A 13,147-nucleotide genomic window follows, 5' to 3' on the forward strand; every position below is an offset into this window, starting at 1 on the left:
CTATGCAATCAATTGAAAATAAGTAAAAATTTTGATAAAATCAGAAACAATTCTTTCTTAAAGAAAAGCATTGTTACCTTGTTTTTGAGGATTTCAGGAGCATTTGTTTTATTTGGTTTTACCGTTTTTTTGACAAAATCTTTTAGCCCTAAAATTGTAGGTCAATATGATTTTGCACGTACTTTCCTTTTGGTTGTTGGAAGTATTTGTTTGTTAGGTTTTGATCAGTCTATTTTATATTTTAAAGGAATATTAACCAGCAAAAAATCTTTAGCAGAATTAAAAAATATATATTACAAAATGGTTTTGATGTTATTTTTAGCATCAGTAACAGCTTTAATAATTATTTTGATAATTGATAAAAAAGTAATCAATAATTATTTTTCAGACAATGAAGTTTATCCAATAATTTTAAAATCAACTATAGCGCTATTTTTTTCAGGATTATCAATGTTAAATACAGAGATTTTTAGAGCATTAGACAAATTAATTGTTGCGGAATTGTTCAGAAATATAATTAAATATGTTCCATTGGTCTTAGGCGCAATAGTTTTATTTTACTATCAAAAAGAAACATATTTGGTCGATGTTTTTTTAATTGGATTTGTTGTTTTAGCAGTTATGAGTTCAATTTTTGTTTTTTTCTATTTTAAAAGGATAAAGCAAAGTTCCACAGAAAACATATCTCACAAAGAGATATTTTTAAAATCGTATCCTATAGCTATCAGCGGAATGGCACTTTTTTTATTAATGAGTTTTGATATCTTGTTTTTAAAAAAATATCATAATGATGAAACAGTTGCGTTTTACTCAGTTGGGGTTAAAATAATGACAATTCTTTCAATTATTATAGTTACTATTAACATTACAATATCGGCCAAAATTTCAGAATATTTTTCAGGTCATAAAACAGAAGAATTAGCTAAGGTTTTAAAAAACAGCTCCCGTACAATTTTTAGTATAACATTTCCAGTAATTGTTCTTTTAAGTGTTTTTTCAGATTATATTTTATCTTTTTTTGGAGATGGATATATAGCTGCCAAACAAGCTTTTTTGATTTTAATAATTGGTCAGGGCATTAGTTCTGCGTTTGGTTCATCTTCTGTTTATCTAAACATGACAGGCAGACAACATATTTATCAAATAATTTTAATTATTGCAGTAATAATAAATTTTGTGTTAAATAGATTTTTAATTCCTATTTACGGAATGACCGGAGCAGCTATTGCTTTTGTTTCGAGTACCTTTTTCTGGAATTTTGTTTCAGCAGTAATTATTTACAGAAAGGATAAAATGAAAGTTTTTTTGAATTAAATGAAAGAAATAAATTCTCATATACAAAGTACTTTTTTTAGCATTATTATACCTGTTTATAATGTTGAAGATTATCTGGAGCAATGTCTTAATAGTATTTTCAGTCAGAATTATTATAATTTTGAGGTTCTGCTGATTAATGACGGGTCAAAAGATTCTTCTTTAGAAATCTGTAAAAAATACGAGCAGATTTATGATAACATTATTTTGATTGACAAAGAAAATGGGGGAGTATCAGATGCGAGAAATACAGGTTTAAAAAAATCAAAAGGTGATTACATTTTTTTTTGTGACAGTGATGACTATTGGGTTGGAAATGATACATTATTGAATATTAATAGTTTAATAAAAGAGTCAAAACCAGATTTGATAATACATGAAGAAAGTCGCTTTTTTTCTGAAGAAGATATTATTTGTAAATACAATCAAAAGTTTCTAAAAAACAAGGAAGGAAATTTTATAGATGAAATCGTAAATTTGGTTTATTATGATTTGTATGCTCCATCACCCTGGGATAAAATTATCAAAAGATCAATTTTGATTGAGAATGAATTATTCTTTCCAACAGAAAAAAAATCAGAAGATATTGAATGGACTGGAAAATTGATGTATCATATTAAAACATTTAGTGTTTATTCAAAATCATTTTACTTTTATCGTCAGGCTAGAAAAGGTTCATTTACAACAACTATTGATGAAAAAAACATAATTGATGTTTACATAATGGTTAAAAACGGTCTGCAAAAACAACAGACTAATTCTGAAAAGCTGAATCAAGCTGTAGAAAATTTTTGGGCTTGTATTTATGTTATAATTTTAAAAGAATTTTATGTATTGTCTCCAAAAAAGAGACAAGAAATCTGGAACGATTTACTTAATTGGAAATATTTACTTCAATCAAATCGAAACTTAAAAGTAGATAAAGTGATGTTTTTTTATAAGTATTTATCATTTAGACTTTTAATATTCTTTTTAAATGGATATCGAATAAAAACATCTTTTTATAAAAAATATAGAGCCTCGAGATAATCATTTTATTTATGCAAATTTTAATTAAAAAAAGTACTGCCACATTTTTATTACTTTCAGCAGCCAATTTGATTGTGGCATTTGTTGCTTTTTTTATTTTACCACCAAAATTCTTTTACGATTCTGCCATTATTATTTATGATAAACTTGGTGAGGCTGGTTATATTGGAAGTTATCCGCTTACGATTTTGTTTTATAAAATTACAGGTCTAAAATATTTACCATTTCCATTAATTGGAATTTTACAATTTTCTATCCTAATGTATATTTTATATAAAATAGGAATTCCTGATAATTTTGAAAAAATCAATATTAAAAATATTTTGGTTTACCTTGGAATTTTTTTAATGGCTGTTTTTATATCCATGCCATCTAAAGAATTTATCACCTTTTTGTGTGTTACCCCTATAATTTTTATTTACAGAATAAAGCAATATTCTGCTCAAAAAAAAATAACATTATCCATTTTTCTTTTGTTTGTTTTTGGTGTGCTATATCGCCCTTATTTTGCTTTAATTCCCATAATTGCAGGTGTAATGTATTTGGTAAGTTTTATTGATTTTAAAAATAAAACGATAATGGTTATTTTTTATGGTTTACTAATTACTATTTTCTTATCCTTAAGTTATGGAATTGTAAAAGGAGAGTATTTTTCTGAGCTTAGCCGTGAGTTAGTAAACACTACCCGAAATAATCCATCTGATGCAAATTCAGCAATTATTCCACCAATAAAACCAGATACGTGGTATGGAGAAATTATTGCAATTTTTTACGGTTTTTTTACAGTTAATATTCCTGTAAATGGCCTTAAACATATATTTTCACCTCAAATATTAATATTTATAATTTGGGAACTTTTCTTATTTTATATTTTATTAATACGACTTTCTAAATGCTTAAAAGAAAGGGAAAAATACAAGTATGAACTTTTTGTTCTGTTGATTTTATTTTCTTTTTTTATTATCCAAGGTGTTTTCGAACCTGATTTAGGATCAGTCGTCAAACATAAAATAGGTATTTTTCCATTAATTTATTTTGCCTTATATCATGAACATTTCCGAAAAGAATTTCAATAAAATATTTCACTTTTTTTTGTGTCTCATTGGTGTTACAATGATTTTTAGAAAACCATGTTCATTGATCATTATTTTGTTTGCAGTATTTAATCTGATCTTCTTCAGAAAATTAGCATATACGAAAACGGCTCTAGTTTTAATGCTTTGCATTGCCTCGCCAATTTTATTAGAACTATTACTTTTTTGGAACAATGATTCCTTTTATAAAGGATTAAAAGCAATTGAAAAAAGCACCTCTTTAATTATATTTCCTCTGTTTATTATTGGAAATTATCATAGGGTAAAATTTTTAAAAATAGCTCAGATTTATACAATATCCACGACTTTTATCATGCTGTTTTTTTTCATTCGGTTCAATGTTGTATATCCGGAACTGATGCAAAAATATTTAAAAGGTATTGATCTTTGGGAAATGGGTTATCAATTTGCAAACAGTGTAGGAATTCATGCACCAGCATTAAATATGCACTTGGCTTTTGTATCAGTTTGTGCACTATATTTTGTTTTTGAAAGTTTTAAAAATCATGATAAAATAAAGACCAAACTTATAAGCGTTGTTGCTTTTTTATTATCCTTTTTCTTTGTCCTTTTAGTAAATACCAGAATGGCTTTATTAAATGCTTTAATAGGGTTTTTGATTGTTTTCTTTTATGAAATTAAACACAGATTCAATCCTAAGAAAGTACTATTAACAGGAATTACGATTGTTGTTTTGTTAGGAGGAATTTTATTTTTATTTCTTCAAAAGGATCCATATATGAAAGAAAAATATTCATCTGTAACTTTTGCTTATATGGATAAAGTGGGCAAATTAGATGAAATTGATCACCCAGAAATTAAGGTTTTTAATTCGCTGGTTACGAGAGTTTCAATCTGGAAATCGGCTTGGGAATTATCTCTAAAAAATCTTCCTTTTGGTGTAGGAGCTTCAGATGGAAAACCAGAATTATTTAAATATTACAAAGATACAAATCAGCATTTTTTGGCTAAATACGAATTTCCTACACACAATCAGTTTTTAGATTTTTTAATAAAATTTGGAATTTTAGGACCGTTGGTTGTTACGCTTTATATTTTTACAATAGGATATTTAGGATATGATATGAAAAATGCAATAATGCTTTCTTTTTTTCTGATTTTTTTCACTTCAAATCTAACAGATGATTTTTTTCTCCGCTTTGATGGAATTGCTTTCAGCGGACTTTGGTTTTCTATTTTTGCGAGTCATTGGCTGCAACAAAAAACTACTCTTGATAAAGAGCTAAAAGCTGTTTAAAATTTTGATTTTTATCAAATAATTCATGACATCTGGTTAAAGCATTTTTACCAAATTTTGCTCTATTTTTTTCTTCTTTTAAAATTTCAAAGTAAGAATCTAATTCAGAAATATCATTAAATAGAAAACCAGTTTTTTCATGCAGTACGGCATCTTTATTTCCAATAATATTAGTTGCAATAACTGGTTTTTCCAATGCCATGGCTTCTAAAACCGCAATTGGTAAACCTTCCCAAAGAGAAGTCTGCATGTAAATATCAATGTTATTAAGTTCTTTTAAGACCTTTTTTCGATCTAAAATCCAGCCCGTAATTTTGATATTTTGAGAGGTAATAATATGTCTTAATTCGCCATCGCCAATCCATACAAAATTAAAGTGTGGAAATTTTAAAGCAATTTGGTTGAACATTTCTGGATTTCTGGCAGCCGTAATTCTAGCCATAATTCCAATTGTTAATTTTTCATTTTGAAGAGGTGCATATTGTTCCTGAACATTTGCAATATCAATTCCATTTCGGATTAATTTTGCAGAACCTAATTTTTGCGCAATTTCTCTTTCAGTATCACCGCAAGCCACAATTGTTCCACCAAACAAGTACTGAAAACTTTTTTCAATTGCCCAATAAATGGTTCTGAAAGTACTTGAAATATCGGTTCTTAAAAAAGAATAACCATGAGGAGTATAATAAAGCTTCTTTTTTTTAAACAAAAAGAAAAAAGCAATTCGTCCTAAAACGCCAGCTTTAGACGAATGAAGATGAATAACATCAGGGTTTATTTTTCGGAGTTCACGGTTTAGTTGAATAATTGATTTTAAATCTCTTAAAGGTGAAAATTCTCGCAACATATTTATTTCTAATAAGTTGACTCCGTTTGAGAATTCAGATTTAATTTTATCTCTGTCTATTTCTTTTCGGTTTCCACTATAAATTATTGTGGTCTCAATGTGTTTTTTTATTTCATCATCACCAAAGAAAGTTGATAAATCTTTAAAATAAGTATAAACACCTCCGCCAAGGGCTTCTATTATATGTACGACTTTCAAAGGATAGATTATTTTATCGTAAAAATAGATAATTAAGATTAATATTGATTTGAAAAGAGTTAACTTATTTTAAAATTATCACTTGTACGATTCATTATAAAAGAAGCATATTTTATTACATTTGCATGAATTTCTGGACTGATTTAGTTAAGAAATTGATTTCAAAATGATTAATTGAAGCAGTTTATGAAAAGAATACTTATTACCGGAGCGGCAGGTTTTTTAGGATCGCATTTATGTGACAGATTTATCAAAGAAGGTTACTTTGTAATTGGTATGGATAATCTAATTACGGGAGATCTTAAAAATATCGAGCATTTGTTCAAACTGGAAAATTTTGAGTTTTATCATCATGATATTACCAAGTTTGTTCATGTTCCGGGAGATCTGGATTATATATTACATTTTGCTTCACCGGCAAGTCCAATTGATTACTTAAAAATTCCAATTCAAACTCTAAAAGTTGGATCTCTAGGAACACATAATTTGTTAGGATTGGCAAGAGTTAAAAAAGCAAGAATTTTGATTGCTTCAACATCTGAAGTTTACGGAGATCCGCTGGTTCATCCACAGACTGAAGAATATTATGGAAACGTAAATACAATTGGTCCTCGTGGCGTGTATGACGAAGCCAAGCGTTTTCAGGAATCTATTACAATGGCCTATCATACCTTCCACGGAGTAGAAACCAGAATCGTTCGTATTTTTAATACCTACGGGCCAAGAATGCGCTTAAACGACGGACGTGTTATTCCTGCTTTTATTGGGCAGGCACTTCGCGGTGAAGATTTAACAATTTTTGGTGACGGTATGCAGACTCGTTCTTTTTGTTATGTAGACGACCAAGTTGAAGGTATTTACAGATTACTTCATTCAGATTATGTATATCCGGTAAATATTGGAAATCCAGATGAAATCACAATTAAAGATTTTGCTGAAGAAATCATAAAACTTACTGGAACTAATCAAAAAGTGGTATATCATCCACTACCGGTAAATGATCCTTTACAGCGTCAGCCAGACACTACAAAAGCAAAAGAATTGTTAGGCTGGGAAGCAAAAGTAAGTCGTGCAGAAGGAATGAAAATCACATACGATTATTTTAGATCATTATCGCCTGAAGAACTTTCAAAAGAAGAACATAAAGACTTTTCTAGTTATATAAAATAATACTTTACACAGCTCGGGTTTTTAATTCGGGCTGTTTTTTAATTAAAATCCAAAAACAACCTGCATCAAATGAACGAATTAGTCTCTATTATTGTTCCAACATATAATACCGAAAAGTTCATTAGATCGACAATTGATTCTGTTCTAAATCAAACCTATACCAATTGGGAAATGATTTTGGTTGATGATGCTTCTACAGATAAAACAGTTTCTGTAATTGAAGAATTTGCTCAAAAAGACAGCAGAATAAAACTTTTTAAATTACCAAAAAACCAAGGAAATGGTTTTGCCAGAAATGCAGCTCTGGAAAAAGCAACAGGTAAATATATTGCATACTTAGATGCCGATGATTTATGGTTTCCCGAAAAATTAGAAAAACAAATTCAGTTTTTGAAAACAAATAATCTGCATTTTACTTTTAGTTTTTATGATTCTATTGATGAAGAAGGAAATGATTTAAACAGAAGGGTCGAATCGCCAAATCCGTTAACTTATAAACAACTGTTTTTCTGCAATTATGTTGGCAATTTAACAGCCATTTACGACGCAGATTATTTCGGAAAGATCATTCTGGCGACATCACAAAAAAGACAGGATTGGAGAATATGGCTGACTATTTTGAAAAAAATTGAAATTGCGAAACCAGTTCCAGAACCTTTAGCATTGTATAGAATTAGAAAAGATTCTGTTTCATCTTCAAAGTTTAAATTAATCAAACATAATTTTGGCGTTTACAGAGAATTCCACGGCTATAATTTTGTGTTTTCTATTTTGCTGATGATGAGGTTTTTGTTTACACAATTGGTTATTAAACCAAGATATATTAAGAAGAATTAAATTGGTTCTTCAAGGTCGCAATTTGCGACCTTAAAAATTAGAAGTTTATTATATAACAAAATTGGAGGTCACATTTGTGATCTCAAGTTTATTTTTTATACCAATCTTCACTCTTTCCGTTTCATTTTCTTTTTTCTCGGTTAATTCATCTAAATAAGAAAAAACCAACTCTATATTTTTATCATGATTTTCTAACTTCTTCTGAATCTGCAAAATATCAACTTTGATTTCAGTTGTATCCAAAAGCATTTGTCTCACTTTCGTAAAAATTCGCATAATCTGAATATTAGTTTGAATGGCTTTGTCGCTTTTCAAAACACTTGAAAGCATTAAAACACCATGTTCTGTAAAAGCGAACGGTAAATATTTTAAATTGGATCCTCTTCCCTTGTTCAAGGTCACAATTTGTGACCTTGAAGAATCATATTCTATTTTAGTAAGTTCAAACATAAAATCTTCTGGGAATCTCGAAATATTCCTTTTAACAGCTTGTTTTAAAACTTTAGTTTCAATTCCATAAAGCATTGCAAGATCATTGTCAAACATAACTTTTTGACCTCGAATAAAATATATTTTGTTAGAAATTGTTTCTTCTGAAAGTAGAGATTGATCATTCATAAGTTTTTCATTAAAAAAACAAATGTAAGATTTTATTTATATTTACAAATAAGATTTAAACTGTTTTAGTTTGCCTCGATTGGTTCTTTCTAAAACATTTTTTCTGGTAAAAATGAAGTTTAGATTCGGTTCGAGGTATAAATCGATAGCTTCTTTTATTTTCTGAATTTGTTCAGCAGTTAATTCATTTTCAGAAATATATTCAATTTCAAAATAATCTAATTTGGTTTGTTTGATAATGAACTCTTTTACATTTCCGTCATCTTCAATAATGCTTTTGGTAACGTAGTAAAATGTCAATCCGGGTGATTTTTTTCCGCTTGGCAAAATAGCAACATCATTGGTTCTCCCAATTAGTTTTTTTAGAATTGGTTTTTGAGGCGTGCTTTTTTCATCTAAAATTCCAATGTCGCCAATTTCATATCTGATGAATGGATTTGCTTTATTGAACAAAGAAGTAATTACAATTTTTCCTTCGGTTCCATGTGGAACAGTTTTATTGTTTTCATCTAAAATTTCGACAAAAAGCGTTTCAGCATTTACCTGCCATTCGCCTTTTGGATTTTCAAAAGCAATTAAATCCAATTCAGAAGCGCCGTATTCGGTGACAATCGGAATGCCGAATTGTTTTTCCAGCAATTTTTTATCGGTTTCAAAAAGCATTTCCGAAGTCACAAAACAAGCTTTTAATGTTGGACAGATTTCTTTTAAAATGATATTTTTCTGTTCCAAAAACTTAGCAAATAAAACAATGGAGCTTGTGTAACCATTGATATAATCGAATTTTTTCGATCTGAATTTTTTCAGGAATTTCTCCAGAACTTCATCAGATAAATCAAAAACCGGAAAACGAAAACGATGCGTGAGGAAATCCTTGAAACGTTCTTTTTGATATCCAATAAAATCCATTGGAATTCCGTAAAAACGTGCCTGATACGAATGGTTAAAATCAATTCCAAACCATCCAAAACGCATGATATTTGATGCCCAGGTTAGAGCATGTGAATATTTGTCTTTAGCAAAAACAAAAGGAGTACCACTTGAGCCGGAAGTTTTGTTGAGGTAAACATTCGTTTTTGAATATCCCTTTGAGAGTCTTTCTTCAAGAGGTTTTTGAAGATTTTGTTTGTTTAAAATGGGAAGATTTTCCCAATTTTCAGCAGTTGCATTTCCAGCTAATTTCTTGTAAAAAGAATTGTTTTTGAGATGAAAATCAACAATTTCTGCTTTCTTATTTTCAAGAAAAACAGCAAATTCTTCTTCAGAAAAATGAACAATTTTATCCAATTCGATTTTGGCTTTCTTTATAGGAAAACCATTTAATTGAAGCGAAATATCAAAAAGACGAATCATTTTTTCTGAATAATTTTCGTCAAAAATAATGTTTAGGAATTATTAACCGTACAGAACCAACAACTTTTTGAAGATTTAATTATTTTTTACGTACAAAAGCAAGTATTTTTGCACCACAACAAATACAACTATACCATGACAATTTTACTATTGGGATCAGGCGGAAGAGAACATGCATTTGCATGGAAAATGACACAGAGTCCGCTTTGCGAAAAACTTTTTGTAGTACCAGGAAATGCAGGAACTGCTGCAATTGCTGAAAACGTTGCCATTTCTGCAACAGATTTTGAAGCTGTAAAAGCACTTGTACTTAAAGAAAATATAAGTTTAGTAGTAGTAGGACCTGAAGATCCGTTGGTAAAAGGTATTTACGATTATTTTAAAAACGACGAAAGTTTAAAACATATTCCGGTTATTGGACCATCTAAATTGGGTGCACAATTAGAAGGAAGTAAAGAATTTGCGAAAGAATTCCTGATGAAACATAATATTCCAACTGCAGCTTATGACAGTTTTACTGCCGAAACGGTTGAAGAAGGATGTAAATTTCTGGAAACATTACAACCTCCATACGTTTTAAAAGCAGACGGATTAGCAGCAGGAAAAGGTGTTTTGATTATTCAGGATCTTGAAGAAGCAAAAACAGAATTAAGAAACATGCTTGTTCATGCTAAATTTGGAACAGCGAGCGCAAAAGTAGTTATCGAAGAATTCCTTGACGGAATTGAATTGAGCTGTTTTGTTTTAACGGACGGAAAAAGCTATAAAATTCTTCCAACAGCAAAGGATTACAAACGTATTGGAGAAGGCGATACAGGTTTAAATACAGGCGGAATGGGAGCAGTTTCTCCAGTTCCTTATGTTGATGCTGTTTTGATGGAAAAAATTGAAACACGTATTGTAAAACCAACAATCGAAGGTTTCCAAAAAGACGGAATTGAATATAAAGGATTCGTATTTATTGGTTTAATCAATGTAAAAAACGAACCAATTGTTATTGAATACAACGTAAGAATGGGAGATCCTGAAACAGAAGTTGTAGTTCCAAGATTGAAATCAGATTTAGTTGAATTATTCTTATCTGTTGCAGATCAGAAATTAGGAGACTTTAATTTAGAAGTTGATCCAAGAAGTGCAACAACTGTAATGGTGGTTTCTGGCGGTTATCCTGAAGATTTTGAAAAAGGAAAAACAATTACAGGTTTAGAAAATATTACAGATTCGATAGTTTTTCATGCAGGAACAAAATTAGATGGCGAAAATGTCGTTACTAATGGAGGACGTGTAATTGCTGTAACTTCGTATGGAGATAATTTCCAGGAGGCCATAAAAAAATCTTACCAAAACATAGATAAACTAAGCTTTGATAAGATGTATTTTAGAAAAGATATCGGCTTCGACTTACTTTAAGAAAGAGTGAGCTGTAGTATCTTGGTTTTCTGTTCCGGCATCATCAAAAATGCGTAATTGTTTAATCCAATAAACGATTGCGCATGAACAGATGATCATGAAAATCCAGTTAATAGTGTTTGCACCAAACCATGTAACTAATTCCAAACGACGTAAAAAGTCAAGAGGAGCAAACAAAATGTTAACGAATAAGTATTGAATTCCTTCGAAAAAAGCTTTCATAATTTTATAAAATTATAGATTATTATTGTTTAACGCGTCGAAGTAAAATTCAAAAAGAAGAATCTTTCATCAAGTTGTTGGTTTCGTTTTTAAACAAATATTATATTTACATCACAAAAGTATAAAATATCCTTATGATAACAAGTGTTTTTAAAAAATCTACGCCATTAAATTATTCATTGGTTGTAATTTTAATACTGGTTTTCTTTTTCATGTTTCAAATTCGGGAAACGGCTTGGATAAATTCTTATTTTACGATATTTCAAAAAATAAGTTTATTGTGCTTTATTTTCGCGTCATTTTTTATGGTAAATTTTATCGTAAAAAAGAACGGGCTTAGTAAAGACAATGGTTACGCGATATTTTTCTATTTATTATTTATACTATTTTTCCCCACGATATTTAATAATGCGAATGTTGTTTACGCTAACTTTTTTATTTTATTAGCGCTTAGAAGGCTAATTTCACTTCAATCGTTAAAAGCATCTAAAGAAAAAATATTTGATGCCTCGTTTTGGATTTTTGTAGCTTCTTTATTTCAATTTTGGAGTATTCTTTTTTTAATTCTGGTTTTTATATCTATAATTTTTCACGTTTCCAGAGATTATAGAAATTGGGTTTTACCATTTATAGCGCTTTTGGCAGTAACTATAATTTTCTTAATGATATCTTTAATGTTCCATATTGATGTTGTGAAATTCTTTCAGGAACGTGCTGTAATCGATTTTAGAATAGATTATTTCAAAAATAATTACGAAAACGGAGCGCTTTCAATCTATGCGGCGGTTGTAGTTTTCTTTGTTTTTTCAATGTTAACAACTTTATCAAACAGACCGCAGATTGTGCATACATCTTATAAAAAAGTGATCGCCTGCTTTTTTATTGCTGTTTTGGTATTCATAATTTCGCCAGATAAAAGCAACGATTTATTATTATTCAGCATAGCGCCATTAGCTATAATGGGAGCAAGTCATGTGGAATATATGCAGCAAAAACTCAATAACGAAATTGTATTTTATGTATTGATTTTGTGCAGTTTATTTACTTTTTTCTCTCAGTTATAATTTACTTCCGTAAGCGAGATCGCCGGCATCTCCCAAACCTGGAACAATGTAATTTTTTTCATTTAGCTTTTCGTCTAAAGAAGCAACCCATAAATGACAGTTTTGCGGAAGATTTTCTTCAAGATGTGCAATTCCTTCCGGAGCTGCAATTACTACAACAATATGAATTTCTGTTGGAGAAGCGTTTTCAATTAGTTTTTTATGAACCGCGACAATAGACTGTCCCGTTGCCAGCATTGGATCAAGAAGTAAAACGGTTTTATTATTTAAATCAGAAATAGCTTGATATTCAACTAAAATTTCAAACTCATCGTCACCATTTGGATGATGTCTGCAAGCCGAAACAAAACTATTTTCGGCATGATCAAAGTAATTTAAAAAACCGTTATGGAGCGGTAACCCCGCTCTTAAAATGGGACATAAAACTAAATCAGTATCTATTTCGGTTGTTTTTTTAATGCCAAGAGGAGTCTGAATATCAACATTTTTATAAGGTAAAATTTTGCTTAATTCATACGCCATAATTTCGCCTATACGTTCAATATTTCTTCTAAAACGCATGCTGTCGTTCTGGATATTAACATTTCGAATTTGTCCTAAGAAATGATTTAAAACGCTGTTACTTTCAGAGATATAATGAATTTTCATGATGATTTTTTAATTATTTACGAATAAAACTAAGAAACGAAAAATAATTTCTTTTCTTCGCAGCATAAAAGTATAAAAAGTATCT

The 13,147-nt window shown here is 29.7% G+C and carries 13 protein-coding genes; 8 read left to right on the forward strand and 5 right to left on the reverse strand.

What is annotated here, in order from left to right:
- Positions 1-12: 12 nt before the first annotated feature.
- The 4 genes from ABD859_RS05560 to ABD859_RS05575 all read left to right on the forward strand — a co-directional run bounded on the left by ABD859_RS05560 (position 13) and on the right by ABD859_RS05575 (position 4,695).
- Complete coding sequence (locus ABD859_RS05560) at positions 13-1,314, forward strand: MATE family efflux transporter (protein WP_345141407.1); 1,302 nt, start codon at positions 13-15, stop codon at positions 1,312-1,314.
- Positions 1,315-2,343 (forward strand): glycosyltransferase family 2 protein, encoded by a 1,029-nt coding sequence (locus tag ABD859_RS05565; protein WP_345141409.1) that lies wholly within the window; start codon positions 1,315-1,317, stop codon positions 2,341-2,343.
- Between the two features lie 11 nt (positions 2,344-2,354).
- Entirely contained in the window at positions 2,355-3,419 is a 1,065-nt protein-coding gene (locus ABD859_RS05570; protein ID WP_345141412.1) for a hypothetical protein, read from the forward strand.
- 376 nt (positions 3,420-3,795) lie between these two features.
- Complete coding sequence (locus ABD859_RS05575) at positions 3,796-4,695, forward strand: O-antigen ligase family protein (protein ID WP_345141415.1); 900 nt, start codon at positions 3,796-3,798, stop codon at positions 4,693-4,695.
- Here the strand turns inward: ABD859_RS05575 and ABD859_RS05580 are convergent.
- On the reverse strand, positions 4,664-5,740 hold the full coding sequence (locus ABD859_RS05580) for a glycosyltransferase (protein WP_345141418.1): 1,077 nt from the start codon (positions 5,738-5,740) through the stop codon (positions 4,664-4,666). The two genes, ABD859_RS05575 and ABD859_RS05580, sit on opposite strands and share 32 nt — an antisense overlap.
- Before the next feature lie 186 nt (positions 5,741-5,926).
- On the opposite strand from ABD859_RS05580, the gene ABD859_RS05585 reads away from it, so the two are divergent.
- On the forward strand, positions 5,927-6,910 hold the full coding sequence (locus ABD859_RS05585; protein WP_345141420.1) for a UDP-glucuronic acid decarboxylase family protein: 984 nt from the start codon (positions 5,927-5,929) through the stop codon (positions 6,908-6,910).
- 69 nt (positions 6,911-6,979) lie between these two features.
- Entirely contained in the window at positions 6,980-7,747 is a 768-nt protein-coding gene (locus ABD859_RS05590; protein ID WP_345141422.1) for a glycosyltransferase family 2 protein, read from the forward strand.
- Between the two features lie 48 nt (positions 7,748-7,795).
- Here ABD859_RS05590 and ABD859_RS05595 read toward each other — a convergent pair whose 3' ends face one another.
- Both ABD859_RS05595 and ABD859_RS05600 read right to left on the reverse strand, forming a co-directional pair.
- Positions 7,796-8,365, reverse strand: a complete 570-nt coding sequence (locus ABD859_RS05595; protein WP_345141424.1) for an ORF6N domain-containing protein — start codon at positions 8,363-8,365, stop codon at positions 7,796-7,798.
- Between the two features lie 42 nt (positions 8,366-8,407).
- Positions 8,408-9,718, reverse strand: coding sequence for a phenylacetate--CoA ligase family protein (locus ABD859_RS05600; protein WP_345141427.1), 1,311 nt, complete (start codon positions 9,716-9,718; stop codon positions 8,408-8,410).
- A 135-nt stretch (positions 9,719-9,853) separates the two neighbouring features.
- Between ABD859_RS05600 and purD the strand changes: the two genes are divergently transcribed.
- The gene (gene purD, locus ABD859_RS05605; RefSeq protein WP_345141430.1) at positions 9,854-11,128 is read left to right on the forward strand and encodes a phosphoribosylamine--glycine ligase; all 1,275 of its coding nucleotides are present in this window, start codon (positions 9,854-9,856) and stop codon (positions 11,126-11,128) included.
- Here the strand turns inward: purD and ABD859_RS05610 are convergent.
- Complete coding sequence (locus ABD859_RS05610; RefSeq protein WP_223706562.1) at positions 11,120-11,350, reverse strand: DUF6341 family protein; 231 nt, start codon at positions 11,348-11,350, stop codon at positions 11,120-11,122. The two genes, purD and ABD859_RS05610, sit on opposite strands and share 9 nt — an antisense overlap.
- 134 nt (positions 11,351-11,484) lie before the next feature.
- On the opposite strand from ABD859_RS05610, the gene ABD859_RS05615 reads away from it, so the two are divergent.
- Positions 11,485-12,414, forward strand: coding sequence for a DUF6427 family protein (locus ABD859_RS05615; RefSeq protein ID WP_345141437.1), 930 nt, complete (start codon positions 11,485-11,487; stop codon positions 12,412-12,414).
- On the opposite strand, the gene upp is transcribed toward ABD859_RS05615, so the two are convergent.
- Positions 12,409-13,062, reverse strand: a complete 654-nt coding sequence (upp, locus tag ABD859_RS05620) for a uracil phosphoribosyltransferase (RefSeq protein ID WP_345141439.1) — start codon at positions 13,060-13,062, stop codon at positions 12,409-12,411. The two genes, ABD859_RS05615 and upp, sit on opposite strands and share 6 nt — an antisense overlap.
- Between the last annotated feature and the right edge of the window lie 85 nt (positions 13,063-13,147).

Source organism: Flavobacterium ginsengiterrae (genome assembly GCF_039539785.1).
GTDB lineage: Bacteria > Bacteroidota > Bacteroidia > Flavobacteriales > Flavobacteriaceae > Flavobacterium > Flavobacterium ginsengiterrae.

Bases quoted from the DNA above. Each gene is read 5' to 3' on its own strand.
- ABD859_RS05575 (WP_345141415.1), top strand. From the start codon at position 3,796: ATGCAAAAATATTTAAAAGGTATTGATCTTTGGGAAATGGGTTATCAA.
- ABD859_RS05610 (WP_223706562.1), bottom strand. From the start codon at position 11,350: ATGAAAGCTTTTTTCGAAGGAATTCAATACTTATTCGTTAACATTTTG.
- upp (WP_345141439.1), bottom strand. From the start codon at position 13,062: ATGAAAATTCATTATATCTCTGAAAGTAACAGCGTTTTAAATCATTTC.
- ABD859_RS05600 (WP_345141427.1), bottom strand. From the start codon at position 9,718: ATGATTCGTCTTTTTGATATTTCGCTTCAATTAAATGGTTTTCCTATA.
- ABD859_RS05590 (WP_345141422.1), top strand. From the start codon at position 6,980: ATGAACGAATTAGTCTCTATTATTGTTCCAACATATAATACCGAAAAG.
- ABD859_RS05615 (WP_345141437.1), top strand. From the start codon at position 11,485: ATGATAACAAGTGTTTTTAAAAAATCTACGCCATTAAATTATTCATTG.
- ABD859_RS05595 (WP_345141424.1), bottom strand. From the start codon at position 8,365: ATGAATGATCAATCTCTACTTTCAGAAGAAACAATTTCTAACAAAATA.
- ABD859_RS05565 (WP_345141409.1), top strand. From the start codon at position 1,315: ATGAAAGAAATAAATTCTCATATACAAAGTACTTTTTTTAGCATTATT.
- ABD859_RS05570 (WP_345141412.1), top strand. From the start codon at position 2,355: ATGCAAATTTTAATTAAAAAAAGTACTGCCACATTTTTATTACTTTCA.
- ABD859_RS05585 (WP_345141420.1), top strand. From the start codon at position 5,927: ATGAAAAGAATACTTATTACCGGAGCGGCAGGTTTTTTAGGATCGCAT.
- purD (WP_345141430.1), top strand. From the start codon at position 9,854: ATGACAATTTTACTATTGGGATCAGGCGGAAGAGAACATGCATTTGCA.